Genomic DNA, 26076 nt, shown 5'->3' on the forward strand with positions numbered 1-26076 from the left:
TCGTGGGCGACTCCGGCACCCTCGCCGGTCCCGAGGCCCACTCGAACGGTACCTCTACCGCGTCGGAGACCTCCGGCCGCCCGCAGGTCCCTTGCGCAACCTTTGCGAACTCGACGTCAGGACAGCTCCGGCCCCGGAGCGTCGTACTCGCGGCCGGCGCCGGGCGGCAGCGGGCCGAAGGTCTCCCGGAGCTCGAGCTCCTCATGGATCACCGCGGCGAGCCGGCCGACCCCTTCGGTGATCCGCTCCGGTGTCGGATGACAGTACGACAGCCGCATGCACTGGGACCCGAAACCGTCCGCGAAGAACGCCGTCCCGGGCACGTACGCGACCCGCGCGGTCACCGCCCGCGGCAGCATCGCCTTGGCATCAAGGCCTTCCGGCAACGTCAGCCACACGTAGAACCCACCCCGCGGCCGCGTCCAGGTGGTTGCCGCTGGCATCTTTTCGGTCAACGCCGCGAGCATCGCGTCGCGGCGCTCGCGGTACATCTCACGGAACTGCTTCACCTGCCCCTTCCAGTCGTGCCGCACCAGGTACGACGAAATGGCCAGTTGACTGAACGTCGGGGGACACAGCGTCGCGGACTCCTGCGCCAGCACGAGCTTCTCGCGGACGGCGTGCGGCGCGACCGCCCACCCGACCCGGAACCCGGGCGCGAACGTCTTCGAGAACGAGCCGAGGTAAATGACGCCTTCGCGATCCGCCGCGCGCAGCGCCCGCTGCGGCTCACCCTCGAACCCGAGCAGACCGTACGGGTTGTCCTCCAGCACCAGCAGTTGGGAGCGCTGGCAGATCTCCAGCACCCGGGCGCGCCGCTCGTCGGACAGTGAAACCCCGGCGGGGTTGTGGAAGTTCGGGATCGTGTAGAAGAACTTGATCCGCTTTCCGGCCGCGCGAACCGAGGCGATCGCCTGCTCCAGCGCCTCCGGCACAACACCGTCGTTGTCCATCGCGACGTGAACGACCTCACACTGGTACGCCCGGAACACGCCGAGCGCACCGACGTACGACGGCGCCTCGCAGATCACCACGTCGCCCGGGTCGCAGAACACCCGCGTCACCAGGTCGACGGCCTGCTGGCTGCCGACCGTGACCACGACGTCATCCGGATGGGCTTCGATGCCCTCGAGCCGCATGATGTCGCAGATCTGCTCGCGGAGCGTCGGATCGCCTTGGCCGGAGCCGTACTGCATCGCGGTCGGGCCGTTGTCGGTCACCAGGTCGCGCACCGCGCTGCCGACCACGTCGAGCGGCAGGCCGCCGATGTTCGGCATCCCGCCGGCGAGCGAGACCACCTCCGGCCGGCTGGCGACCGAGAACAGGGCCCGGATCTCGGAGGCGGTCATGCCCTTGGTCCGGGCTGCGTACGCCTCGACGTAGTTGTCGAGACGGGTCTGCCGGACATCGGGCACGTCAGCACTCACGAGGGCCACTCCAACGGTGATCGAGGGGGAAGTCACCAGGTTACGTCGACAGACCCCGGTCGGGACTGGGGATCGGCGTGACCTCTCACTACCATGCCTTATAGGGGCAGGTTCGACCATGCCGGAATCTGGCTTTGAGACAGCGGCCGGTGCGGTGCGGCCTGAGTGGTGGAACGGAAGGCGGATTCAGGATGAGCGTGGGCAGGACAGCCGGCTGGACGCTCGCCGGCCTGGCACTGGGTGTGCTGGCCGGGTTCGCCGGCGAGCTCTTCCGGCGACAGCCGGCACCGAAGATCCAGCAGCGGTACGTCGCTCCCGAGGCGACCAGCACCCCGGACGCCAGAACCCCGGCGCCACCCCCAGCACCGGCAGGAGACCCAGCAGCAGACCCGGCAGCAGACCCGGCAGCAGACCCGGCAGCACCGGCAGCCGAGCCGGCGAACCGCTGACGGATCGTGAATCTGACGGCACGAAGCGCTGAACGGATGGCTTGATGGCCCGACGGCTGGAACCGCTGACGCTCGCCAACCTGGACGAGTTGCCGGTGCCCTGCCGTGACTGCGTGTTCTGGGAGCTTGATCCCGTGGCGGCGCGGCAGGCCTCGCGGACCGGTGACACCGGGCTGGAGAAGGAAGCCTGGCTTTCGCAGGTGCTGCTCGACTGGGGCACCGCCGGCATCGTGCTGTACGTCGACGACGAGCCGGCCGGGTTCGCGATCTACGCCCCCGCGACGTACCTGCCCCGGATCCAGGCGTTCCCGACCGCACCGGTCAGCCCGGACGCGGTCGTCCTCGCGACCGGGCGGATCCTGCCGCGTTACCTGGGGCTCGGGCTCGGAAAGATCCTGGTGCAGGCGGTCGCAAAGGACGTGCTGAAGCGCGGCTTCCGCGCTGTCGAGGCGTTCGGCGACTCGCGCTGGGACGGTCCGGGGTGTGTCTGGCCGACCGAGTTCCTGCGCGCGGTGGGCTTCGGGGTGGTGCGTGAGCACCCGCGCAATCCCCGGCTCCGGCTGGATCTACGCTCGGCGATCACCTGGCGCAGCGAGATGGAGGCCGCCGTCGAGCGGCTGATGGGCGCGATCCGCCCGGAGCCCGTACCGCCGACGCCGGCGACGGTTCGGGACGCGTTACGAACGGGGCCGTAGCGATGGGGTGGCGTTTCCTGGCCGAGGCGATGTTCGTCCTGCACGCCGCCTTCCTGCTGTTCTTCGTGATCGGCGCGTTCCTCGCCTGGAAGTGGTTCGCACTGATCTGGGTGCATCTCGCCATCGTCGTGTGGAACCTCGCGATCGTGGTGATCGACTACGACTGCCCGTTCACCGGCGTGGAGAAGTACTTCCTGCGCCGCGCCGGCGAGGTGCCGTACGAAGGTGGATACATCAACCACTACCTGGACGGCACCATCTGGCCCGAGGGCGGGACACCCGTGGCGGAGAAGGTCGGCTTCGCGCTCGTCCTGATCGGCTACGCCGGGTTCTTCGTCGTCCGGAGGCGGCGCCGGGCCAAGCTCAGGGGTGAGTCAGTGACTCCCCGGACGTGAGCCGGACCCGCACTTCGCATACTGGTGGTGTGCCCATCGACGAGTACCTGGCTGCCCTGAGCAAGGAACTTCGAGGGCCTCGGCGCCGCAAGGCGGATCTGCTGGCCGAGGCGCGTGACCACCTGACCGACGCCGCGGAAGCGTTCGAGGCGGACGGCCTGGACCGGCACGCCGCCGAACAGCACGCCGTGGCCGATTTCGGCGCGGTTGAGGACGTGGCGCCGGGCTACCGCGCGGATCTCGCGGTCAGTCAGAGCCGCCGGACGGCGATCTTGCTCTTCGCCGCGCTGATCATCCAGCCGATCGTGTGGCGGCAGGGCGCGTGGAGCTGGAACAGCGGACCGGACGACCCGAGCGCGTTGAACGACGGCCTCCAGTTGCTGGTGCGGTACGTCGGCACGCTGGCGATCGCGGGCGCGGTGCTTGCTGTCGTCGCGGCCGGCGTCGGGATGCGGTACCCGGTGGTGCGCGAGCACGTGACGCGCGTGACGACGATCTTCGCGTTGACGAACGCATCGGTGATCGGCGCGATCAGCCTCGTGATGGGGCTGACCAGTCCGTACCCGAACGTGCTGCTCGCCGTCACCGTGGTGAGCGGTTTCGTCCTGCTGCCGCTGGTGCTGGTCGCCCAGCAGGCGACCCGCGGGCTACGCCTCGCCCGGGCGTAGCACCCCTTCGACCACCGTCCGGAAGGTCAGCCACTCCTGCTTGCCGGCGGCAAGCACCTTCGCGCCGGCACTGGTCAGCTGGTAGGTACGGCGCTTGCGGCCGCCGACCGTACTCCACTCGCTGGCGAGATAGCCGGCCCGCTCCAGCCGCCGCAGCGCCGGATACAGCGTGCCGGTCGGCAGGTCGAGCTCGCCTCCGCTGCGCTCCAGCAACGCCTCCATGATCGCGTAGCCGTGCAGCGGCTCAGGCTCGACGACGGCCAGGATCATCGGGTCCAGGTGTCCACGCAGCGCATCCGCCTTCACGTAGCCAGTCTACTCATGGAGCTGTTAATGTCGAGAGGCGACATGTAGCCGATCTACTTATTGAGGAACTGCGATGAGTGTGGACACACCGATCCGCCCGGCGACCCGGGCCGGTCTGCTGCACCGGGTTTCGGGGTGGGCGATGCGCCACGCCGGCCTGGCGCTGCTGCTGTGGGTACTGGTCCTGGCCGCGGTCACCGCCGCGGCCACCGCGATCGGTGCCGACTACAAGAACGACAACTCGCTCCCGGGCACCGACTCCCAGCGGGTGACGGACATCCTCCAGGCGCATCAGCCGCAGGGCGACACGGCGTCGCTCCAGGTGGTGGTCCGCGCCGACGGCGGTCTGCAGGCACAGAAGTCCCAGGTCGCCTCGATGCTCGCGGCGGTCCGTGAGCTTCCGCATGTGGCCTCGGTCGCCGACCCGTACGCGTCGCCGGGCGCAATGTCGACAGATCGACGAACGGCGTACGCGACGGTCGGCCTCGATGTCGGGGCGGCGGACATGCCGGTGGAGGACGTGCGGACGATCATCGACCGCGCGCGGGAGTTCGCGGGTCCAGGGCTTCAGGTCGAGGTCGGCGGCGATCTCGCGCGGAGCGCAGCGGAGAGTTCCGGTGGTGCTTCCGAGGGTGCCGGCATCCTGGCCGCACTGGTGATCCTGGTCTTCCTGTTCGGATCGTTGCTCGCGGCAACACTTCCGCTGCTGACCGCCGTGTTCGCGGTCGGCAGTACGGTCGCACTGCTGATGCTCGCCTCGCATCTGTTCACGATCGCCGACTACACGTCGGCGGTGATGATGCTGGTCGGACTCGGCGTCGGCATCGACTACGCGTTGCTGATCTTCTCCCGCTACCGCCACGAGTTGTTGCAGGGTACGGCGGATCCCCACGTGGTCGCTCTGGACACCGCGGGTCGGTCCGTCATCTTCGCCGGGTGCACGGTGGTGATCGCGCTGCTCGGCCTGCTGGCCTTGGGCCTCGGCTCGCTGCAGGGCGTCGCGCTCGGCGTCACGCTGACCGTCCTGATGACGATGCTCGCCGCGATCACCTTGCTGCCGGCGCTGCTGACCTTGTTCGGCAAGCGGATCGAGCGGAGTGTCCGCAAGCACGCCGCGAAGCAGCGGCGTACGTCAGGCGACGGTTGGCGCCGGCTGGCGAGTGCGGTGCAGCGACGGCCGTGGCTGCCGCTGATCCTCGGCGTCGTGGCGTTGCTCGCGTTGTCGCTGCCTGCGCTCGACATGCGGCTCGGCTTCGCGGACGCCGGCACGGACAATCCGGAGAAGACGAGCCGCAAGGCGTACGACCTGCTCGCGGAAGGGTTCGGCCCTGGGTTCAACGGACCGCTGGTTGTGGTGTCGGAGGGCAATCAGGCCGCGGCGCAGGCGCTCGGTCAGACACTGGCCGGCGATCCCGGGATCGCCGCGGTGACGCCGCCGCAGCTGACCCCGGACGGCAAGGTCGCGACCGTACTCGCGTTCCCGAAGTCGGCGCCGCAGGACGCGGAGACCAGCGATCTCGTCAAGCGGCTGCGGACCGACACGTTGCCGGCGCTGGAGTCGCAGACCGGTGCGACCTACCTGATCGGTGGATCGACGGCGGCCGCGGACGACTTCGCCTCGGCGGTGAGCAAGCGGCTCCCGATCTTCGTCCTCGTGGTCGTCGGACTGTCCGCGTTGCTGCTGATGGCGGTGTTCCGGTCGGTGTTGATCCCGTTGAAGGCCGCCGTCCTCAACCTGCTCAGCATCGGCGCCTCGCTCGGCGCGATCACGCTGGTGTTCCAGGAAGGCTGGTTCGGTGCGCAGCCCGGGCCGATCGAGGCGTTCGTCCCGGTGATGATCTTCGCGATCGTGTTCGGGCTCTCGATGGACTACGAGGTGTTCCTGGTGTCCCGGATCCACGAGGAGTGGCGCCGTACCGGCGACGCGCGGGCCGCGGTTCGCGAAGGCCTGGCGACGACGGGCAGTGTGATCACCGCGGCGGCAGCGATCATGATCGTGGTGTTCGGTGCGTTCCTGCTCAGCCCGGACCGGATGCTGAAGCAGTTCGGTCTCGGCCTGGCCACCGCCGTACTGCTCGACGCGGTGCTGATCCGCTGCGTCATCGTGCCCGCGGTGATGCGGCTGCTCGGCAACCGGGCGTGGTGGCTGCCGCGCGGGCTGGAGCGTGTCCTTCCGAGGATCAAGCTCGAGGATCACTCGTAACGCGAGCTCCAGATGCGGGCCTTGTAGATCTCCGCTCCTGACAAGGCCCGCGTCCCCTCGGGTACGGCGAAGTTCACCGTGTCGGTGCACCACGTGGTGCGGCACCCCGCCTTCGGCGTCGTCCACACCTGGCGACCGGTCGGCGTACTGCCCATGCTCTTGATGGCCGCCAGGTCGAGCGTGGTGACGACCTCGTGCGTAGACTTGCTGACCTGGTAGACCTTCGAGCCGGTCGAGACCCACAGCCGGTCCGGGTTGTCCAGCGCCGGACTCAGGTCGTGGCCACTGCCGGTCGGCAACGTGATCACCGGACCTTCGGTGATCACCGGCTCGGCCGGCGTGCCACCGATCTTCAGCCCGGCCAGCGTGTTGTTGCCGAGCACCCACAGCAGTTGACGCGCGGGATCCCACTGCACACCGTGCGCGTCATGCAGCGGGTAGGTGACGTACGACGCCGTACCCTGTGAGGCCGTGTAGATGCGGATGAAACCGCCGGTGCTCGCCGCGACCGCGACGTTCCCGTCCGGGAGCAGCTCGATGCTGTGCGGGTTGTTGGGTGCGCCAACGTCGGCACCCCAGATGCGCCGTCCGGACGGGTAGCTGACCACGGCCGCCAGACCGCGTGAGTCCGTGACCAGGACAACGTGCTTCCCGTTCTGCTGACGCAGTTTCGCGTCGGTCGGCAATCCCCAGGCATTCGTCAGATCGCCGAATCCGTTGCTGCTCGTGGGGGCCCAGGCCCACTTCTGGGCGGCTGGAGAATTCCAGTCGGCGACGACCGGGTCCATCACCCTGATCCGGGCCGCGGGCCGGTTGTCGTAATCCTGATCGGTCAGCGCGATCAGCCGACCACCGTCCGGCGGACCGGCGGCCTGCGCGACCGACGATGGCAGCAGCAGAGCTGCCAGGACACCAAAAACGACTCCGGGAACACCGAGCCAGCGGATCATAGCCACCCCCATGTTGGAATGTCACCACCTAGGGTAGGCGAGTGGTTACTAGCTGACCACTCAGACGGTGAGTTGCCCGAAGGCGAGCATGCCGGTGGCGGCGTCCTGCTCCGGCGGCAGGTACACACGCTGGATGGCGACCACGATCGCCTCCGCGATCACGTCGCGGAAGTCCGGGTCGGCGAGCCGGGCGGCGTCGTGCGGATTCGTCACGTAGCCGATCTCGAGTCGCACCGCGGGCATCTTGGTGCGGCGCAGCAGATCCCAGGTCTTGGCGTGGGTACGGCAGTTCAGCAGGTCGGTGCGGGCGACGATCTCACGTTGCACCAACCCCGCAAACTGCTCGCCGACGCTCGAGGAGGCGCCGTGCAGGTCGTTGCCGTAGTAGTACGTCGCGACTCCCTGCGCCTCGGGGTTCATCGAGCCGTCGGTGTGCAACGAGACGCAGAGGTTCGCGTCGGTCTCGTTGGCGAACGCGGCGCGGGCCAGCTCGTCCGGGCCCTGGTCGCGGCCCCGGGACAGATATGCACGGACGCCCGTGGCGCCCAGGCGGCCCTCGATCCGGGCGGCGAGGTCGTAGGCGATGTCGGACTCGCGCAGGCCGTTGCCCTCCCAGCCGTAGTCGAAGCCGCCGTGGCCGGGGTCGATGACCACGGTCTTGCCGGACAGCCGCGGGCCGGCGGCGCGGACGGCTTCCCGGGCGCGCAGTGCGTCGGGACGGCCGCCGGTCGCCATCGGGCGGATCCGCTCCAGCGCTTTGAACGTCGACGGGCCGCAGGTGCCGTCGGCCGGCAGACCCATGTTGCGCTGGAACTCGGTGACGGCGCGCTGCGTGTCCGCACCGAAGATCCCGTCGATCCGGGCGACCGCGAACCCGAGCTCCTGCAGTTTCGCCTGCAGGCTCAGCACGTCGTCGCCGCTCATCGGGTTCGCCGGGACGTACGTCAGCAACCGGTCGCCCAGCCGCCAGCGCGCGTCCTCCAGCGCCCGGTACGTCTGCGGGCCGACGATGCCGTCGATCATCAGCCCACGTTGCTGCTGGAAGCCCCGAACGGCGTGCGCGGTCGCTTCGTCGTAGACGTCATGACCGCCGCTCAGCAGCCCGAGCCGCTGTAGCTTTCCGACGATCTCGGCGACAGCTTCACCGCTGTCGCCGATCCGGTACACGCCGTGGGGGGCTTCCATCAACTGGCTCCTCTAACCGTGGCGGACGGGGGTTGTCCTGCGTTCAGCCAGTGAAGTCGGCCAGCTCCTTGAGCAGCGCCGCCTTCGGCTTGGCGCCGACGATGGACTTGGCCAGCTCACCGTTCACGTAGACGTTGATGGTAGGGATACCTGTAACGCGGTAGTTGCTCGGGGTGACCGGGTTCTCGTCCACGTTCATCTTCAGGAACGTGATCTTGTCCCCGTGGTCCTGGTTCAGCTCCTCCAGGATGGGGGACACCTGGCGGCACGGGCCACACCACTCGGCCCAGAAATCGACCAGGACCGGCTTGTCGCTCTTCAGCACCGTCTGCTCGAACTCGGCGTCGGTGACAGGCTGCATCTTCTCGCCCACGGGCGTATCTCCTTCAGCTGGTGAGGTCAGGTTCGGGGGCAGGTTCAGGTGTCTGGGGACAGGGTCAGACGGTGACGGGCTGGCCGGCCTGGGCGGCAGCGGCGGTCGCCGCGTCCTCCAGCGTGGCCAGGAAGCGCTCGGCGTCCAGGGCCGCCGCACAGCCGGTGCCGGCCGCGGTGATCGCCTGCCGGTAGGTGTGGTCGACCAGGTCACCGGCCGCGAAGACGCCCGGCAGATTGGTCTCGGTGCTGTTCGGCTTGACCAGCACGTACCCCTCGGCGTCCAGGTCAACCTGACCCTTGACCAGCTCCGATCGCGGGTCGTGACCGATCGCGATGAACAGGCCGGTGACCGGCAGCTCGCGGGTCGCGCCGGTGACGGTGTCGCGCAGCGTCAGGTGGGTGAGCTTGTCCTCGCCGTGGATCGTGGCGACCTCGGAGTTCCAGTGGAACTCGATCTTCTCGTTCGCGAACGCGCGGGCGGCCATGATCTTCGAGGCGCGCAGCTCGTCGCGGCGGTGCACCAGGTGCACCTTCTTCGCGAACTTGGTCAGGAACGTCGCCTCCTCGACGGCGGAATCGCCACCGCCGACGACCGCGATCTCCTGCTCACGGAAGAAGAAGCCGTCACAGGTCGCACACCAGGACACGCCGTGGCCGGACAGCCGGTCCTCGTCGGGCAGACCGAGCTTGCGGTAGCCGGACCCCATCGCCAGGATCACGGCCTTCGCGCGGTGCTCGGTGCCCGCGGAGTCGGTGACGACCTTGATCTCGCCGGTCAGATCCACCTTCACCACGTCGTCCGCGACCAGCTCGGCGCCGAAGCGCTCGGCCTGGGTGCGCATCTCGTCCATCAGCGCCGGGCCCATGATGCCCTGCGAGAAGCCGGGGTAGTTCTCCACCTCGGTGGTGTTCATCAGCGCGCCACCGGCGGTGACCGAGCCTTCGAACACCAGCGGCTCCAGCGCTGCGCGTGCGGCGTAGACGGCGGCGGTGTAACCGGCCGGTCCGGAGCCGACGATGATGACGTTGCGAATCGTGCTGGAGTCGCTCATTCAGGCGTTCCTCGTTCGTCGAGACAGTGACGTCGTACTCAACGGATCCTAGAGGCCGCTCATTCCCGAGCGTCGGCGGTGGGTGCGGCCCGGTCCGTGCCGTGTCCTTTACGGTACCCATCGCCGGGCACGCCAAGGCCCCGACGAGCCGGACGCGGACTTAGCGGTTGCGCAGCGTGACGGTGGTCTCGTAGAACGTGCTGGCCACGCCACCGGGCGCGCTACAGCCGTTCACCGCGAACACGTGGATCTCGCTCGGCGTACCGCCCTGCAGCCCGATGATCGTGGCCCGCCGGCCGTCGACCTTGGCGGGCTGGACCAGCCGGACCTTCGAGTTCGCCTGGCCGGCCGCGAACGACCGGGCGCACGCCTGCTCGTCGGCCGAACCGTGCAGGATGCCGTTCGGCGCGTGGTCCAGCCAGCGCTTCGTGGCCGAACCGAGGTTCTGGCTGGTGACCGTGACGACATCGGCCGGCGGTGTGTTGGCGTCCGTCGCGGCGGTGTTGTCGTTCGCCTGGTCCTTGGTGGCGACGACCACACCGACGCCGAGCGCGGCGACCAGCACCACACCGGCCGCGGCCGGGAGCAGCCTCGGCAGGTGCCGTCGCGGCTCCTCGCGGATCTGGGCCAGCGAGTGCACACCGACCGTCGAGGCACGCAGTACCGACTCGGACACGATCACCGCGTCCAGGTGCTCGGCGACAGCCGTCGGCATCGGGATGTCGGCCCGGCCCTCTTCGGCGAGGTCCTCGGACAACTGCAGCAGCGCGTCGTACGTCTGCTGGCACTCGGGGCATGCCTTCACATGCTCACGAGCGCGATGGGCCTCGGTCGCGGGCAGCAGATTCTCGATCAGGTCGGCGATCGTGTCGGTGTCCAGGTGCTCGAGGTGCTCACTGGTCGGCAGACCGGGATCGGTCATCGAAGGCTCGCCTCCCCACAGGAGGTACGCGGCGTGGTCATAAACAAGCTCCGGTCGAAGGCGTCAACGTCCGGTCGCCAGAGGCAGGCGACTTCGCTTCGACGGGGGAGTCGCTCATTCGGTTCCCACCGTTTCCGGGGCCGTCTTGTCGTCGGCACTGTCCGCCGGTACGCCGGACTGCCGGGACGTCTGCCAGTGCCGCAGCAGCGGCAGCAACTTGGCGCGCCCGCGCGCACACCGTGACTTCACCGTACCCGGGGCGCAGTCCAAGATCGCGGCCGCTTCCTCGATCGAGTACCCCTCCATGTCGACCAGGACCAAGGCCGCGCGCTGGTCGGAGTTGATCTGCTTCAGCGCGTTCAGTACGTCCAGCCGGCGCTCGCGCACCTCGGCCGGATCGTCCTCGGACGGGCCGGCCAGCTCGGCGGCGCGGTCCTCGTCCTCGGGCAGCGGATCGGCGGCGCGCACCTGACGGCGCCGGATCCGGTCCAGACAGGCGTTCACGACGATGCGGTGCAGCCACGTGGTGACCTTCGCGTCGCCGCGGAACGAGTCCGCCCGGCGGAAGGCGGAGATGAAGGCCTCCTGCAGCGCGTCAGCGGCCTCCTCCGGCTCACCGAGCGTGCGGATCGCGACCGCCCACATCCGGTCCCGGTGCCGCTTGACCAGGTACCCGAAGGTGTCCGGATTCCCGGCGACGTGCAGGCGGAGCAGTTCGTGGTCGTCGAGCTGGTCGTAGCTCGTCGTACCGCCCGCCCGGGCAGCCGCGTCCGCCGCCGGAGCGTCCGCGCCGATGCGCGGGACCTCCGGGCGCGGCGGCGGGTTGCCCGAGTCCACGTGAGCGGTCATTTCTGGATCGAGACCTCCGAGATCGTGCCCCGGTACTTGCCTCCGTCTTCCTTCGGCAGCTTCGTCAGCCAGACGAGCACGTACTGCGTCTCGGTCCCGGCCGTGGGGGTCAAGGTCACCGTACCCTCCGGCTGGTCCTCCTGTTCGGCGACGACCTTCCAGCCGCTCACCTGGCCCGGCGCGGACCCGTCGCTCTTCGGCACCAGGATCTGCAGGCTGGTGCCGTCGCCCTGCAGCGTCACCGACACCTTGGACACCGGGGTCGGCGCGCCGAGGTCGTAGTAGATGCCGACGCCCGGCTTCTGGCCGCCCAGGTTCGCCCGGCTGTACGACATCGTCGTCCAGGTCGTGCCGGCCTTGCCGTCGAACGTGTTCTTGACGTCCTCCGGGTGCTCGTTGCCGTTGCCGTCCGGCTCCGGGTCGAAGTCCTTCGCGCGGACGATCTTGGCCACGCCACCACTCGACGGCTTGGTGCTGGTCTGCGGCGGGGCGCTGCTCTGCGTGCCACCGTCCGCGCCGGCGTCCTGGTCGTTGGTCATCGCGCCCTTGAGCAGGAACTGCGCCATCGCGACCACCGACAGCAGCGCAAGGACCGCGAGCAGGATCAGGATCCGGCCGCCCCAGCCGCCCTTCGGCTTCGGCTCGTCGTGCCGGCGCCGGCCGTTCCCGTTCGAGGGCGGGGGCTGGCGGCGGACCGGGCGGGTCTCGGCCCCCGGGTTGTACGCCGGTGCCGTGGCGTACCCGTTCGACGCCTCGTACGTCGGCCGCGGCGTCGGGTCGATGGCGGGCGGCGGAGGTTGCGGGACGACCTGGGTGGCGTCGTCGATGCTGCCGTTCTGCTGGGCGATCTGAACGGTCTCGTCCATCTGGTTCGGCGGCTCGTGCGAGCTGCCGACCACTCCGGACAGCGCCGCGGACAGACCGGCCGCGCTGGTGATCGGCGGCGCGTGGTGCCGCGGCGGGTCACCGAGCAGCCGGTCGCTGATGTCGTCGAGCGACCGCGGTACGCCGGCGCGCACCTGACGCGGACTCAACAGCCGGCCGTGCTCGACCGGCGCGGGCTGCAGACCCCAGGCGGGCGCCGGACCGGGCCACCGGCCGGTCAGCGAGGCGTAGAGCAGTTGACCGAGCGAGCGGACGTCCTCCTCCGGCGAGCCGGCGCCGGAGGAGCGCAGCGCGGCCTCGGTGGACACGCCGACGACCTTGATCGCGCCCGCATCGGTGACCACGACGGTCGCCGGGCTGATCGCCCCGTGCGCGTAGCCGGTGCGGTGCAGGTTCTCGAGGGCTTCGGAGACTTCACGGGCCAGCCAGCCGGCCTGCTGGCCGGTGAGCGGCCCGCTCGCGAGCATCCGCTCCAGCGTCCGGCCGCCCGCCCACTCGCGCACGCAGTACGTCACGCCGTCGTGGATGTCACAGTCGAGCACCCGCAGGAAGCGCGGGTCGTTCGCCGCGGCAGCGCGCCGGGCGGCGTCGAAGAGCAGATTGGTCCGCGGGTCGCCGACCGGCAGGACGTCCACGACGACCGCACGGCTGAGCACTTCGTCCACGGCGCGCCAGATCCTCGCACCGTCGATCTCCGCGAGCAGTTCGGCGATCCGGTAGCGCCCGGCCAGGAGGGCACCTGGGCTCACGGTCTGGTTCGACACGGTGTTCTTCGCCCTCCTCGGTGCCCTGGCGGCCTGATCGCAGGCCCCATGTTAGTGCCCCGCTGACCGCGCAGGTGGTGCACTAATGCACAAGCGGACCGGATCAGCGGCGGATCGGCAACTTCGATGTGACCATGGACACCACGTCGTTGACTTCGTGAATACGGAGTACCCGGGCCACACCGGCGTACACCGGGAGCATCACGATGGCCGCGGCGACCAGTTCGAGGACCGCGCCGAGCGGGCCCGGCCAGTCGATCGCCAGACTCAGCACCCAGAGCATCGCGCGTCCGGCGGCGGCGCCGAGCACCGCGGCGATCACCATCGCGAGCAACGGCAGCCCGATCCCCGCACCCGGTACTCGCGGCACCCGGCGGCGCAGCACCGGGCGGGAGATCAGTACGGCGACCAGGTACGCGAGGGAGTACGCGGCGCCGAGCACCACACCGCTGAACCGCAGATGTGCCTGATCGAGCAGTACCCGGACGCCGATCACCGCGGCCGCGATGTTGGTCGCCGCGATCACGCACTGCAGGAAGAACGGTGTCCGCGTGTCCTCGAAGGCGTAGAACGTCCGCAGCTGGAAGTACTGCACGGTGAACGGCACCAGCCCGAGCGCGAGCGTCATCAACGTGTACGCCATCAGCTGCAGGTTGTTCCGGCCCGAGCCGTACCCGGCGATGATCGTCACGATCGGATACGCGAACGCGATCATCGCGGCCGCCGCCGGGACCACGATCGCGAGCGTCTGCCGGATCGACCGGGCGGAGATCTGTGCCACCTCGGCGGTGTCGCCGTCGGCCGCCAGCGCGGACATCTGCGGCAGCGCCGCCGTCGCGAGCGAGACCGTGACGATGCCGTGCGGTACCAGGATGATCAGCATCGCGGTGCTGTACGCGAACAGACCGGCCTTCGCGCCGGGATCCTCCGAGGCGCTACCGGCGATGGCGAGCTGGGTGACGACGACCAGCGTCACCTGGTTCACCGCGACGAAAAGCACTGTCCAGATGCCGAGCCGGGCCGTGTGGCCCAGGCCGGTCCCACGGAGTCCGAACTTCGGGCGGTACCGGTGCCCGCTCGCGCGCAGGTACGGCAGCAGCACCAGCAACTGGACGGCGATCCCGAGCGTGTGCCCGAGGCCGAGCAGCAGTTCCTCGCCGTGGCTGAACGTCGGGGGGTTGTCGCCGACCCGGTAGACCAGCAGGAAGATCACGATCGACGCGCAGGCGACGATGTTGTTCGCGATCGGCGCCCACATCATCGGGCCGAACCGGCGCCGCGCGTTCAGCACCTGGCCGACCAGGACGAACGCGCCGTAGAAGAAGATCTGCGGCAGACACAGCCGGACGAACATCACCATGTTCGCCTTCTCGGTCACCCGCGACGGATCGTGCAGCTCCTTCGGCAGGTACAGCTCGGCGATCGCCGGTGCGAGCAGCACGCAGCCGACGGTGACCACGGCAAGGACGACGAAGCCGAACGTGAGCAGCCGGTTGGTGAAGTCCTGGCCGCCGTCGTCGTGGTTCTTGATCGCGCGCACCAGCTGCGGCACCAGTACGGTGTTGAACACGCCGCCGGCCAGCAGGATGTAGAGGCTGTTCGGGATGGTGTTCGCGGCGGTGAAGATGTCGCCGCGCAGCGCGGTACCGATGGCGGCCGCGAGCAGGGCGATCCGGATGAATCCGAGCAGGCGGGACAGCACCGTCCCGGCTGCCATCACCGCCGCGGAGCGCAGGGTGCGGTCAGCCATCCTTCGAACCGACTCCTTCTTTCAGGGACGGACCCGATGCTTCGGGTACGCCGTTCGCCTCGCGGCGGTCGTGGGCGGGATCAGGGGTGTCGGTCTCCGCGGCACCCTCGGGGTCCGCAGCCGTCCCGGACTCAGCTGCTTCCTCAGCGGCCGCATTGCTTGCGCCGGCCGTCGCGGCGGCGGTGTTGCGGCGCTCGGTGCGGACGCGGCGGTAGATGCGGACGAACGACGTACCGAACAACAAGGCGCAGGCGGCGCCGACCAGGATCCAGCCGACACTTCCGAACTGACTGGCCTGGATCAGCAGCTCCTGGGACTGGCCGACCGGCGTGCCCGCGGCCGTCGTCACCTGGGCCGTCGCGCGGATCAGGCCGTTCTGCTCGGCGCTCGCGGTGATCCGCGGCGTCCACTTCTGCCCGGGCGAGAGGAGGACGGTCTGCGGCGTCCTGATCTTCAGGTCGGACCGGTTGACCGGCGTGACCACGATGCCGACCCGCACCGACCAGTCCGTCTCGTTGGTGATCGTCAGCGGGAACGTGCCGTTGCTCCCGGCCAGGTTGACCTTGATCTCCCGGCGCAGCCCGCGGTCCACGCTCGAGTTGACCAGGTGCACCTTGCCGAGCTGCTGGTTGGCGGAGCCGAGTTCGATCGCGGTGAACTGCCGGGCTTCCTCCGGGAAGTCGGCCCAGGCCGACGAGGTTGACCGCAGCAGCGCCTGCCGCATCACCTCGGGCAGGTCGTTTGCGTCGTCGAGCAGTTCCTGCAGCGTGCTGGTCGCGTGCTCCAGCTCCCGTACGGCGTCGAGCTGGTCGGCGCCGAGGACACCGTTCAGCTTCGGCGCGGCCGGTGCCTGGACGGGCAGCGGCCGCGGGTTGGCGGCGACCACCGAGGCGACGTCGGTGGGCTTGATCCACGGCAGCGAGAGGCTGCCCGCGAGCGCGGCGGTCGCGCGGCCGTCCGCGTCCCAGTCGCGCGGCGGCGCAGCCACCACGGAAGCAGTGCCCTTGCCGGCGGCCGCGATCAGTGCGGTGACGGCGGCGAACCGTTGCCGGACCTGGAGCGGGCTGTCGGCGGTCTCGAGGTCCGGGCCGCCGGTGGTCAGCGAGGGATTCGCGATGACCGCGCGAACCTTGCGATCCGGGCTGCCCGGCGTGAGTACGTCGTACACCGGGGTGCTCGTCAGCACCGGGCGGGTCGCGGCGGACCACGACGAGCCGCTGACCAGGTTCAGGTCCTCCGGGGTCGCGCCGGCGAAGCCTCCCGAGGCGGTGCCCAGGTAGCGGCTGGCGGCCGCCCCGCCGTCGAGCCACAGCCCGTTGGTGAACCCGGGAGCGAGCTCGCCGCCGACCTGTTCGGTCCGCGTCCGCGCCTGCTCGACCAGTTTCTTCAGCGGGCCACCGGCGTCCAGGAGGCCGGCCACGTCCGGGTCGGCGTACGGCAGCAGGACGACCTGGTTGCCGCGGGCGCGGCCGGCGTCGAACTCTCGCAACCACGCGGTGGCGACGGCCTGTCCGGTGCCGGGCGTGGTCTGCCCGTTCGTACCGGCGACCACATAGCCCTTCGAGAGTTGCCGGATCTCCTCCAGCATCGCGGGGTCGGCCAGCCAGGTGACCTGGTGCTTCTCGCCGAGCGCGAGCAGCCGGCCGAGTGATCCCGTCGGGGCCAGGGCCTGGGCGAGCGAATCGTCGGCGAAGTTCTTGCCGCCGAGCTGAGTCGGGCGGTGCCGCAGCGGGATGGCGAGGGCGGTGTTGACCTGGCGGGTGAACGGCTGCTTGCCGATCACCGGCATCAGCGTGCGCGCGCGACCGGCCATGACTCGGTCGCCGTCCTGCGGCCGGCCGCGGAACGCGACACCGACGACGTACACCCCGGTGTCGTCGCCGATCCGCCACTCCTTCCACGGCACGGTCAGCGTGAACGCGACCGTCTGCTTCGGCGCCAGCGGCTCGTCGAAGGGCTGGAAGGTCTGCTCGTCGTTGGTCAGGTTGCTGCAGCTGTCCCGATCGTTCATCGGGATGTTCTGCTCGGCGGAGATCGCGTCCAGCGCCTCCGTACTCGCCAGCCGGGTCCGGTCGATACAGGCCAGCGCCTGCGGAGCGTCGAACGTGACCGCACTCGTGTTCGTCACGCGACCCTTGATCACGACCTGCTGGCCGGGCTTCGGCGCGACCGGCCCGAACGAGTCGATCGTGACCTGAACGGCAGGCTCGTCCGCCGGTGCGGCTGGTGACGGAGCGCTCGTGGTCACTGCCGAAGCAGCAACCACAAGGGCGGCTCCCGCCACCGCAGAGAGCCTCAGTCGCCGTCTGAACACGCCGTCACCGTAACCTAGTTCCCCGTGTCACCCTTTGCCGACCAGTCAGCCTCAGCCGGATCGTTGTCCGCGGTGCAGCAGCGCGCCGTCCAGGCCTTGCTGCGACTCGCTCCGGTCGTCGACGAACTGGGGTCCCGGTTCAGCGCCGCCGGCCACGAGATCGCGCTGGTCGGCGGTCCGGTCCGGGACATTCTCCTCGGCCGGGGGAGCAAGGACCTGGACTTCACCACGTCAGCCCACCCCGACGTGATCGAGCGGCTGGTGTCCGGCTGGGCGGACCACGTGTGGGACATCGGCAAGGCCTTCGGGACGATCGGTTGTCGCAAGGACGACTGGGTGCTGGAAATCACGACGTACAGGTCGGAGACCTACGATCCCACCTCGCGCAAGCCGGAGGTCGCGTACGGCGACTCGCTCGAGGGCGATCTGGCCCGCCGGGACTTCGCGATGAACGCGATGGCGGTCCGGCTGCCGTCGCGGCAGTTCGTCGACCCGTACGGCGGTCTCGAGGACATCGCGCACCAGCGGATCCGGACCCCCGGGACGCCGGAGGACTCGTTCTCCGACGACCCGCTGCGGATGATGCGCGCGGCCCGGTTCGCCGCGCAGCTGAACTTCCGGCCGGACCCGGCGGTGGTGACCGCGATGACCGCGATGGCCGACCGGATCACGATCGTGTCCGCGGAGCGGGTCCGCGACGAACTGGAGAAGCTGATCTGCTCCGACCACCCGCGAATCGGCCTCGACCTGCTGGTGTCGACCGGCCTGGCCGACCACGTTCTGCCCGAGCTGCCCGCCCTGCGCGCAATGAAGGACGAGCACCGTCGGCACAAGGATGTGTACGAACATTCACTCACCGTTCTCGAGCAGGCGATCGACCTCGAACCGCGTCTGTCTGTTCCGACGCCCGATTTCGTGGTCCGGTTCGCGTCGCTGATCCACGACATCGGAAAACCGAAAACCCTGCGCTTCGAGGGTGACCGGAAGGTGACGTTCCATCACCACGACGTGGTCGGCGCAAAGCTCGCCCGGAAGCGGATGAAGGCGCTGCGGTTCAGCAACGAGCAGATCGACCAGGTCAGCAAGCTGATCGAGCTGCACCTGCGCTTCCACGGGTACGGCGAGGGCGAGTGGACGGACTCCGCCGTACGCCGCTACGTCCGCGACGCCGGCGACCAGCTCGAACGTCTGCACATCCTCACCCGCGCCGACTGCACCACCCGCAACCGCCGCAAGGCCGAGGCACTGCGGGCGGCGTACGACGACCTCGAGGACCGCATCGCGCGCCTCCAGGCGCAGGAGGAACTCGACGCCCTCCGCCCCGACCTCGACGGCAACCAGATCATGGAGATCCTCGACATCCCACCGGGCCGCGAGGTCGGCGAGGCCTACAAGTTCCTCATGGACCTCCGCCTCGACCAAGGCCCCCTGGGCGAAGACCGAGCCCGCGAGGAACTCCTCACCTGGTGGTCGAACCGCAGCTGACCCTACCGAGGCATGCCCCACCCGACACGCCGCCCGGGCCCTTGCACACCCGCCGGGGACCGGGGACACCCGGCTGGGATTGTGGACACCCGGCTGGGATTGTGGACACCCGCCGGGGACTGTGCACCCCATCCCGGGACCTTGGACAAGTAATAACCAGTCCACACCCACCACAACCTGTTCAAGCCCCCGTCTTCAGACCCGCACGCCGACCGGCGCGGCCGACCTCATACGAGCGGATATCCGCGCCAGTTGGGGGTTCTCTGCTGGTATAGCGACGAAGAACCCCCAATTCGCGGGGTTATCCGCTCGTATGCCGTGCCGCGGATCAGCCGGCGGTGATCTCGTCAGCGGTGATCTGGTCAGCGGTCGGCGGTGCTCTGGTCGGCGGTGCTGTCGGCCGCCGGTCAGATGGGCTGGGGCGGGGTGGCGGCGTGGGCCTTGGTGAGGGCCTGGACTGAGGTGGGGTGGGGGCTGTACGTCGTGGTGCCGCTGGGCGTGGTGACGGCGGCCACTGGGAGCGCCGGGTCGATGGAGTTGGTGAGGTAGGCGGCGTCGTAGCTGTCGAGTTCAGTCAGCCGGACGGGGGCGGTGGTGTAGTCGGCGAGGCCGCGTTGGAGGAGTTGCCGGCGGATCCCGGCGAGGACAGGTGCGGCGGGGAAGACGATCTCGGTGCCGCGGGCAAAGCAGATGTTCCAGATGGAGGCTTCGGAGATCTCGCCGGCCGCGGCGTGGAAGACGGCGTCGTCATAGCCAGACCGTTGGGCCTGCCGCGCGTAGTAGACGAGGTCGAAGCTGCCGGTGTGCTTCAGGTGCGGGACGGTGCGCTGATGCTCGACCGCGAGCAGGCGGACCGGCCGGCTGCCTGGCTCGACAGGCGGACCGACGCGGGTCAGCAGGTGGATTCCGTCGGTGGCGAACACGTTGACGCGAATCGACACGTCACCCGTCTCGGCCTGATCGAGCGCCGTGCGGAGCTCCCCACGGACCCGGTCCGCGGGCAATGCCGCACCGAACACCTCCCGCGTACTGCAGTCCAACCGCTCGAAATGCAGGTCCAACCCGTCGACCATCCCGCCCCGCACCTGCATCGACGTGAAATGCCCGTACGCGGTTGCCCGCAGCAACATCGCGTCGACCGCCGGTACACGCTCACCGTCCAGCAACACGAACTCATCCACAGCACCCGAGAGTAAGCGCTCCACCCCGCAACCCCCACACCACACTCACCCGCGCACCCCAGGCCCGCGCACCCCAGGCCCGCGCACCCCACGTACGCACCCCACAACACCTTCATCACCGACAACAACTTCCGGCGCACGCACCCCACGCACCGGGTCCCCACCCACACCCGCGCGGCCTTGTCGAGTGACGCTCAGCCGGGGCGTCAGACCGTGGGGTCTGGGGTCGCGTGGGGCCCGGGGTGCGTGACCGCGCCTGACGCACAACGTCCGCTCGTAGGTCGTCGCGTGCCCGAAGTGAGCTGCCGATTCCCGGGGTTGCGACACCTTTCGGAGGGTTCGGACAGGAAATAACCGGTCCCCACGCACCGGAACCTGTTCACACCCCCGACAGGTGGCCACAGGACGGCGGGGTCCGGTCAGCCGTCGGTCGGCCGAAATCGCGAGCGGTTCCGGCCGCCGCGCTCAGACGTTGCGCTCGGACGTTGCGCTCGGACGTTGCGCTCAGACGTTGCGCTCGGACATTGCGCTCAGACGTTGCGGTCGGCCGCCGCGGTCGGAGTTGCGGTCGGACGTTGCGGTCGTGGGTCGGCGTGCGTCGTCCGGCGAGCGGACGTCGCCTTCGGGTTTAGTCTCGCGGTGTGGACGTGTGGAGCATCATCGGGTGGGGCGGATCTGCGCTGGTCGTGTTGTCGTTGCTGCAGACGCGGATCCTGCGGTTGCGGGTCCTGAACCTGGTCGGCTGCGTGATCCTGGTCGCGTTCAACGCTGTGATCGGGGTCTGGCCGATGGTCGGGATGAACGCCGTACTCGCGGTCATCAACGTGGTGCATCTGTGGCGACTGCTCCGGCATCGGCACGACGAGAAGGAATACCAAGTGCTTCAGGTGGACCAGTCGGACGAGTACCTCGAGTACATCCTGCAGCGGCACCAGGACGAGATCACTCGGTTCAACCCCGGGTTCACGGCGGGCACCAGCCAGTACGCGTTCCTGGTGCAGCACGGTGATCGCACTGTCGGCGTGGTCCTCGCCCACGACGCCGGCGACGGGCAGGCGCAGATCGACCTCGACTACGCGGTTCCGAAGTACCGCGACTTCACACCGGGCGAGTTCGTTTACCGGCGCAGCGACGTCTTCACCGATCGCGGGTTCCGCCAGGTGCTCGCGTCACCGCGGATGCGCGACTCCACGCCGTACCTGAAGAATCTCGGGTTTCGCCGCGAGGGCGACGATCTGGTGCTGCACCTCTGAGTGTCCTGAGTCGCACTTGACCGCCGAAGTCTCTCGCCGCACTTCCGGCTCAGGACACTAAAGGTCCTTGGCGTAGCACAGCGAGACGGCCTCGTTCTCGAACGGCGGGTACGGCGGCGTCGGGTGGAAACCGTGGTGCGTGTAGAGCGCGATCGCCTCGACCTGCTTGGTACCGGTCTCCAGGCGGAGGCGAGTCAATCCACGCTCGCGGGCCTGCGTTTCGACCGCCTCGAGCAGGATGCGCGACAGGCCCCAGCCGCGCGCGGAGGGTACGACGTACATCCGCTTGATCTCACCGAGACCGGGTCCGACAGGTTGCAGTCCGACGCAGCCGACCGCCGTACTGTCCAGCGTCAGGACGGTGAACGCGATGTCGGGATGCAGCGCGACGAGCGGCTGGTCTGCGCCGTACATCGCCGCCAGTTCGGTCTGTTGCGCGGTGGTCAGGGCCAGTACGTCGGCGTCGGTCGGCGGCGCCGGCCGCAGCTCCACTCCTTCGATCACCATCCGATCCCCCTTCAGACACCCCTGCGGTCACCCATGTCGTGGACGCTAGCAACACGGCATGACGGTGCTGTTTCAGATTCCTCTCCGTGGTCTGATGTGCGAGTGAGAACGTTGGAACAGATCGCCACCGGGGTACGACGTGGCGCGTTGGACCCGGTGCAACTGGTCGAGGAAGCGTTGGAGCAGGCCGCGGCCACGGCGGACCTGAATGCGATCGTGTACCTCGACGCCGACGGCGCGCGGGCAGCAGCCGCCGCGCACGACCGGACCGGGGCGCTGGCCGGCGTCCCGGTGCTGGTGAAGGAGATCGTCGAGGTCGAGGGCCTGCCGTACCGCTGTGGGTCCGCATCGCTCGACGAGCCCGGTCAACAGGATGCCGACGTCGTACGCCGATTGCGCGCGGCCGGGGCGATCATCATCGGGCTGAGTCACACGCACGAATTCGCGTACGGCTGCACCGGTACGTCGAACCGCGTCGGACCGTGCCGCAACCCGCACGACCCGTCGCGGATGACCGGCGGATCCAGTTCGGGGTCGGCGGCCGCGGTGGCGGCCGGCGTGGTGCCGTTGGCGATCGGTACCGACACCGCGGGCTCGGTGCGGATCCCGGCCGCGCTGTGCGGGATCGTCGGGTTCAAACCGTCGTACGGCACGCTGCCGACCGACCGTGTTTTCCCGCTGTCGCAGAGCCTCGACCATGTCGGCGTCCTCACGCGCACCGCGGCCGACGCGGCGTACGCACTCAACGCCCTCGCCGGCACCACAGCTGCACAAGCCGTCGCACCGTCGGCAGCGGCACCGCGTCTCGGCGTCGTCACGAACCCGGAGTACCTCAACCTCACGCCCGAGGTCAGCAGTGCTTGGTCAGCTGCGATGAAGCGCTTCAACCCCGTGGAGGTACAGCTCCCGGACTGGTCGCACAGCTTCACCACCGCGGCCCACCTGCAGGGCCCCGAAGCGGTGGCCAACCACCGAGGCCGTGCCCACGATCGCTACCAACCCGACGTCCAGCAGCGTCTGCGGGAAGCAGCCCAGGTGCAGCCGGCCGACTACGAACGGGCCAAGGAAGAGGCCACCCGCATCACTGCCGAACTGGATGCGGTCTTCCAGCACGTCGACGCCGTACTCACGCCGACCGTCCTCACCACGGCGCCGCCGATCGACGCGGCGGACACGGCGGGCGGCGGGCTGGAGGTTCGCCGGCAACTGCTGACCGCCACCCGCCTCGCGAATCTCACCCGGCACGCGGCCGTCAGCCTGCCGATCCCGGCTGACGGCCTTCCGGTCGGACTTCAGGTCATTGCTGCAAGCAACGAGCGGGCCGCCGCGGTCGCGTGCTGGATCGAGGCCCAGCGATAGCCCTCGCAGGCGCTCAGCGGTAGCCCGCAGGCACTCAACGGTCGCCCCAACAGGCGCTCGGCGGTAGATCCGCAGGTCCGCCAGGCTCCACCAGTTGCCGGCGCTGCCGGTCTGCGTCACCCGCACGTACCGCGCCCGCGTCGGCCGCACCTCGACGGTCGTCAGCTGGCCACGCGACGAGCCCTGGGCAACGGTCTTCCATCCGGCGCCATCGTTGCTAACAGCAACCGAGTATCCACGCGCGCCATCACCAAGGTTCGCACCGCTGTCCAACGCCACCTGCCGGACGACCTGCGATCGACCGAGGTCGACGGAAACCCACTGGCCCGGAGCCTGTGCTTCCTTGCTCTGCCACACGGTCGACCCGTCCGCGTCGATCAGCAGACCCGCATCGGCACCGGTGACACTCGCCGAAGCGCTCTGCGGCGTCAGCTCCTGCGGCGTATCAGTCGCCGTACGACCCCAGGTGAAGGTCGCGATCGACCCACCCGGCAGCTCGTACTCGAAGGACTTGCCGCCGAGCGCGACCGCAAACGTCCGCGGTTCGTCGTTCTCGTTGTGCACCAGCAGGGCGGTACTCCGGTCCGGGTTGCGGAAGGCAACGGACATCAGCTGCCCGTTCCATCCGGTCGTGCCGTACGACGTACTCCCGATCCGTACCGCGCCCGGCTGCACGAATTTCGACAGGTGGCCGATCGTGAAGTACTCCGCGTCGCGCGACACCGAACCGTCCGGCTGCAGCGTCACCAGACCGGTGCAGGTGTCGCAGCCACCGAGGTGCGGTCCGCCGGTCGAGTCGAGGGCGATGTTCCAGTTGACGATCGACTTCGCCCAGTTGCGGGTCGTACCGGTCATCAGCGTGCGCGCGTGCCAGGTGAGCGTGCCGCGGAAGATCTGCGGCGGGGTGTCGTCCGGCCCGTGCGAACCGGAGCACTCGGTGAACCAGATCCCCTTCGCCGGGAATGCCTTGTGCAGGGCGGTCTGCTGCGACGGCTCACCGGAGTAGCAGTGGTACGCCGTTCCCGCGATCCACCGGGACGCCGACGATCGCAGCAGTTGGTACGGGTAGTCGGTCTCCGGGTCCGCACCGGGCGGCGTGGACTCGATGTCGCCGGGATGTGTCGTCCAGTTGTGGTCGTAGCCGAGGATCTTCGTGCGTGGGCTGGCCTTCTGCAGCAGCGGCCCGAGGGCGTTGATCACGGCGACCGCCTGACGCACTGGCAGGTCGGTGCCCGGGTACGCGCTCGGCTTGCGGTTCTGCGGCTCGTTCTGGATCGAGAGGTAGTCGATCGGTACGCCGGCCCGCGTGTACGCCTGCACGAACTTCACCAGATAGCGCGCGTAGGCGTCGTACACCTTCGGGTCGTCCTTGAGTCGGCCGCCGACGAGCGAGTCACCGGTCTTCATCCACGCCGGTGGGCTCCACGGCGTCGCCATCACCTTGAGCGCCGGGTTGAGTTGCTTGGCGCGGCGCAGCAGCGGGAGCACCTGCTGCTCGTCGTGCGCGATGCTGAAGTTCCGCAACGGAAAGTCGGTTTGCCCGGCTGGTACGTCGTCGTAGGTGTAGTGCGAGGTCGCAGCCGTGAAGTCGGACGATCCGACCGGCTGGCGCAGAAAGCTGACGCCGATGCCCTGCTGCGGGTGGAACAGCGAGCGCATCGTCTGCTCGCGCTCACTCGGGTCGAGGCGGTAGAGCACGGCGGCGGACGAGTCGGTGATCGAGGCGCCGAAACCGTCGACCGTTTGGTACGTCGTGCGCGGGTCGACGGTGATCGTGGTGCGGTCGCTCGCGCCGTCGCGGAACGAGACCGGCGAGCGCTGGTGCAGCAGCTCAGCCCGGTCGGGGGTGGTGACCCAGACCTGGACCTGGGTGGTTGGGCGATGGGCCTGGGCGGACCCGGTGAGGGACGTCGCGGCGAGAGCCAGGGCGACGCCGAGGGCAGGTGTTCTCATCGCACTCCTCGGGATGAAACAAACAGCCTCAGGGAACGCTCGCTACCAAGGGCTGTCAAGGTCTGGGAGCGTGCGGCTAGAGTGCTGAGCGTGAAACAAGGGGATGTAACAAGTGCCGCGAACTAGAGCGACCGTGCGCGACGTCGCCGCCGCGACCGGGGTGTCGATCGCGACAGTGTCCCGAGTGCTCAACCAGTCGGGCCGGGTCGCAGCGGAGACCCGGCAGCTCGTCGAGCAGGCGATCGAGGACCTGGGCCTGCGCGCGCCCGCACCCCGCGGCGGTACGGCGAAACCGGTCGACGGCGCTGTCTACGTGCGCTGCCCGTACGTGCTCACCGACTACTTCGGGCTGATCGTGTCGTCGATCGCCGAGGCGCTGGAGCGGCACGGCCGCCACGTCGTCCTCAACGCCGGCGAGGCCGCGCAGCACGACCGCATACTCGGTCAGCTGCCCGCGCAGAGCTCGCTCGGCGGCGCGATCCTGATCCTTCCGCCGGAGCCGAGTGACGAGCTCGTGCGGTTGAGTTCGCGGCGCTTCCCGTTCGTCGTCGTTGATCCGCGGACGACGCTGCCGCGCGACATCCCGTCCGTCTCCGCGGCGCATCATTCCGGCGCGCGGCAGCTCACGTCGTACCTGACCGGACTCGGCCACACGCGGATCGGGGTGATCGCCGGTCCGCGCGAATGGCTGGCCGCGGACGCGCGGTTGAGCGGTCACTCGGCGGCGCTCGCGGACGTCGGAATCCTGCCCGACCCGTCGCTCGTCCGTCACGAACAACCAACCACGCAGCACGGTTACCGTGCCGCCGGCGAACTGCTCGACCTCGCCGATCGCCCGACCGCCTTCGTAGCGTTCAACGACAAGGCCGCGATCGGCGCGCTGCAAGCCGCTGCCGAGCGCGGGCTGGACGTTCCGCGGGACATCTCAATCGCGGGCTTCGACGACCTCGACCTGGCCCGAGCGACCAGTCCGCAGCTCACGACCGTGCGGCAGCCGCTACAGGAGATGGGGAGGATGGCCGTCAGCCTGCTGGTCCGGTTGCTCGACCGCCACGCCCTCGAAGCGCTGCACGTGGAACTGGCGACGGAGCTCATCGTACGGGGGAGCACCGGTCCGAAGTTGTGAGATAGCCGATGCGCGAAACGGCT

The 26076-nt window shown here is 69.3% G+C and carries 22 protein-coding genes and 1 pseudogene; 9 read left to right on the plus strand and 14 right to left on the minus strand.

Translation table 11 applies throughout. From position 1 onward, the window contains the following. Nucleotides 1-116 precede the first annotated feature (116 nt). Nucleotides 117-1427 carry a PLP-dependent aminotransferase family protein gene (locus AB0B82_RS12125; RefSeq protein ID WP_360165647.1) on the minus strand — a complete coding sequence of 437 codons (1311 nt, stop codon included), beginning with the start codon at nt 1425-1427 and terminating at the stop codon, nt 117-119. A 191-nt stretch (nt 1428-1618) separates the two neighbouring features. On the opposite strand from AB0B82_RS12125, the gene AB0B82_RS12130 reads away from it, so the two are divergent. The 4 genes from AB0B82_RS12130 to AB0B82_RS12145 are packed head-to-tail and all read left to right on the plus strand — an operon-like array spanning nt 1619 to nt 3634. Continuing rightward, a complete protein-coding gene (locus tag AB0B82_RS12130) occupies nt 1619-1876 on the plus strand; it encodes a hypothetical protein (protein ID WP_360165650.1) in 258 nt (85 codons plus the stop codon). Nucleotides 1877-1920: 44 nt separating this feature from the next. After that, nucleotides 1921-2571 (plus strand): GNAT family N-acetyltransferase, encoded by a 651-nt coding sequence (locus AB0B82_RS12135; protein WP_360165653.1) that lies wholly within the window; start codon nt 1921-1923, stop codon nt 2569-2571. Nucleotides 2572-2573: 2 nt separating this feature from the next. Beyond that, on the plus strand, nt 2574-2966 hold the full coding sequence (locus AB0B82_RS12140; protein ID WP_360165655.1) for a DUF2784 domain-containing protein: 393 nt from the start codon (nt 2574-2576) through the stop codon (nt 2964-2966). A 29-nt stretch (nt 2967-2995) separates the two neighbouring features. Then, entirely contained in the window at nt 2996-3634 is a 639-nt protein-coding gene (locus AB0B82_RS12145) for a permease prefix domain 1-containing protein (RefSeq protein ID WP_360165658.1), read from the plus strand. Here the strand turns inward: AB0B82_RS12145 and AB0B82_RS12150 are convergent. Next, nucleotides 3614-3940 carry a helix-turn-helix transcriptional regulator gene (locus AB0B82_RS12150; RefSeq protein WP_360165660.1) on the minus strand — a complete coding sequence of 109 codons (327 nt, stop codon included), beginning with the start codon at nt 3938-3940 and terminating at the stop codon, nt 3614-3616. The two genes, AB0B82_RS12145 and AB0B82_RS12150, sit on opposite strands and share 21 nt — an antisense overlap. 73 nt (nt 3941-4013) lie before the next feature. On the opposite strand from AB0B82_RS12150, the gene AB0B82_RS12155 reads away from it, so the two are divergent. Further along, nucleotides 4014-6143: an MMPL family transporter gene (locus tag AB0B82_RS12155; protein WP_360165663.1), complete on the plus strand. Its 2130-nt coding sequence runs from the start codon at nt 4014-4016 to the stop codon at nt 6141-6143. On the opposite strand, the gene AB0B82_RS12160 is transcribed toward AB0B82_RS12155, so the two are convergent. The 9 genes from AB0B82_RS12160 to AB0B82_RS12200 form a co-directional block, all read right to left on the minus strand. Next, on the minus strand, nt 6134-7105 hold the full coding sequence (locus AB0B82_RS12160) for a DUF6528 family protein (RefSeq protein WP_360165666.1): 972 nt from the start codon (nt 7103-7105) through the stop codon (nt 6134-6136). The genes AB0B82_RS12155 and AB0B82_RS12160 overlap by 10 nt on opposite strands. Before the next feature lie 48 nt (nt 7106-7153). Then, a complete protein-coding gene (locus tag AB0B82_RS12165; RefSeq protein WP_360165669.1) occupies nt 7154-8278 on the minus strand; it encodes an N-acetylmuramoyl-L-alanine amidase in 1125 nt (374 codons plus the stop codon). Nucleotides 8279-8321: 43 nt separating this feature from the next. Next, complete coding sequence (trxA, locus tag AB0B82_RS12170; RefSeq protein ID WP_360165672.1) at nt 8322-8651, minus strand: thioredoxin; 330 nt, start codon at nt 8649-8651, stop codon at nt 8322-8324. A gap of 64 nt (nt 8652-8715) precedes the next feature. Beyond that, nucleotides 8716-9705, minus strand: coding sequence for a thioredoxin-disulfide reductase (gene trxB, locus AB0B82_RS12175; protein ID WP_360165675.1), 990 nt, complete (start codon nt 9703-9705; stop codon nt 8716-8718). 160 nt (nt 9706-9865) lie between these two features. Further along, on the minus strand, nt 9866-10627 hold the full coding sequence (locus AB0B82_RS12180; RefSeq protein ID WP_360165678.1) for a hypothetical protein: 762 nt from the start codon (nt 10625-10627) through the stop codon (nt 9866-9868). A 114-nt stretch (nt 10628-10741) separates the two neighbouring features. Then, nucleotides 10742-11476: an RNA polymerase sigma factor SigM gene (sigM, locus tag AB0B82_RS12185; protein ID WP_360165681.1), complete on the minus strand. Its 735-nt coding sequence runs from the start codon at nt 11474-11476 to the stop codon at nt 10742-10744. Continuing rightward, nucleotides 11473-13125 carry a protein kinase family protein gene (locus AB0B82_RS12190; protein ID WP_360165684.1) on the minus strand — a complete coding sequence of 551 codons (1653 nt, stop codon included), beginning with the start codon at nt 13123-13125 and terminating at the stop codon, nt 11473-11475. The genes sigM and AB0B82_RS12190 overlap by 4 nt, the downstream gene beginning before the upstream one ends. Nucleotides 13126-13228: 103 nt before the next feature. Further along, nucleotides 13229-14875, minus strand: a complete 1647-nt coding sequence (murJ, locus tag AB0B82_RS12195) for a murein biosynthesis integral membrane protein MurJ (protein ID WP_360165687.1) — start codon at nt 14873-14875, stop codon at nt 13229-13231. Continuing rightward, on the minus strand, nt 14868-17123 hold the full coding sequence (locus tag AB0B82_RS12200; protein WP_360165689.1) for a hypothetical protein: 2256 nt from the start codon (nt 17121-17123) through the stop codon (nt 14868-14870). Before AB0B82_RS12200 ends, murJ begins: the two co-directional genes overlap by 8 nt. A 129-nt stretch (nt 17124-17252) precedes the next feature. Here AB0B82_RS12200 and AB0B82_RS12205 point away from each other — a divergent pair, with 129 nt between their 5' ends. Further along, nucleotides 17253-18674, plus strand: coding sequence for a CCA tRNA nucleotidyltransferase (locus tag AB0B82_RS12205; protein WP_360165775.1), 1422 nt, complete (start codon nt 17253-17255; stop codon nt 18672-18674). Nucleotides 18675-19081: 407 nt separating this feature from the next. Here the strand turns inward: AB0B82_RS12205 and AB0B82_RS12210 are convergent, their stop codons facing one another. Then, nucleotides 19082-19855: an aminotransferase class IV gene (locus AB0B82_RS12210; protein ID WP_360165692.1), complete on the minus strand. Its 774-nt coding sequence runs from the start codon at nt 19853-19855 to the stop codon at nt 19082-19084. Nucleotides 19856-20496: 641 nt separating this feature from the next. Between AB0B82_RS12210 and AB0B82_RS12215 the strand changes: the two genes are divergently transcribed. Then, nucleotides 20497-21108: a hypothetical protein gene (locus tag AB0B82_RS12215; protein WP_360165695.1), complete on the plus strand. Its 612-nt coding sequence runs from the start codon at nt 20497-20499 to the stop codon at nt 21106-21108. A gap of 57 nt (nt 21109-21165) precedes the next feature. Here the strand turns inward: AB0B82_RS12215 and AB0B82_RS12220 are convergent, their stop codons facing one another. Beyond that, complete coding sequence (locus AB0B82_RS12220) at nt 21166-21615, minus strand: GNAT family N-acetyltransferase (RefSeq protein ID WP_360165698.1); 450 nt, start codon at nt 21613-21615, stop codon at nt 21166-21168. A gap of 33 nt (nt 21616-21648) precedes the next feature. Here AB0B82_RS12220 and AB0B82_RS12225 point away from each other — a divergent pair, with 33 nt between their 5' ends. Continuing rightward, a complete protein-coding gene (locus AB0B82_RS12225; protein WP_360165701.1) occupies nt 21649-22974 on the plus strand; it encodes an amidase in 1326 nt (441 codons plus the stop codon). 93 nt (nt 22975-23067) lie between these two features. Here the strand turns inward: AB0B82_RS12225 and AB0B82_RS12230 are convergent. Then, nucleotides 23068-24927 (minus strand): annotated as a pseudogene (locus AB0B82_RS12230) (glycoside hydrolase family 30 beta sandwich domain-containing protein); the annotation flags it as partial. Between the two features lie 112 nt (nt 24928-25039). Here AB0B82_RS12230 and AB0B82_RS12235 point away from each other — a divergent pair. Further along, nucleotides 25040-26053: a LacI family DNA-binding transcriptional regulator gene (locus AB0B82_RS12235; RefSeq protein WP_360165704.1), complete on the plus strand. Its 1014-nt coding sequence runs from the start codon at nt 25040-25042 to the stop codon at nt 26051-26053. Nucleotides 26054-26076: the final 23 nt, after the last annotated feature.

The organism is Kribbella sp. NPDC048915 (assembly GCF_040649595.1).
Taxonomy (GTDB): Bacteria; Actinomycetota; Actinomycetes; order Propionibacteriales; family Kribbellaceae; genus Kribbella.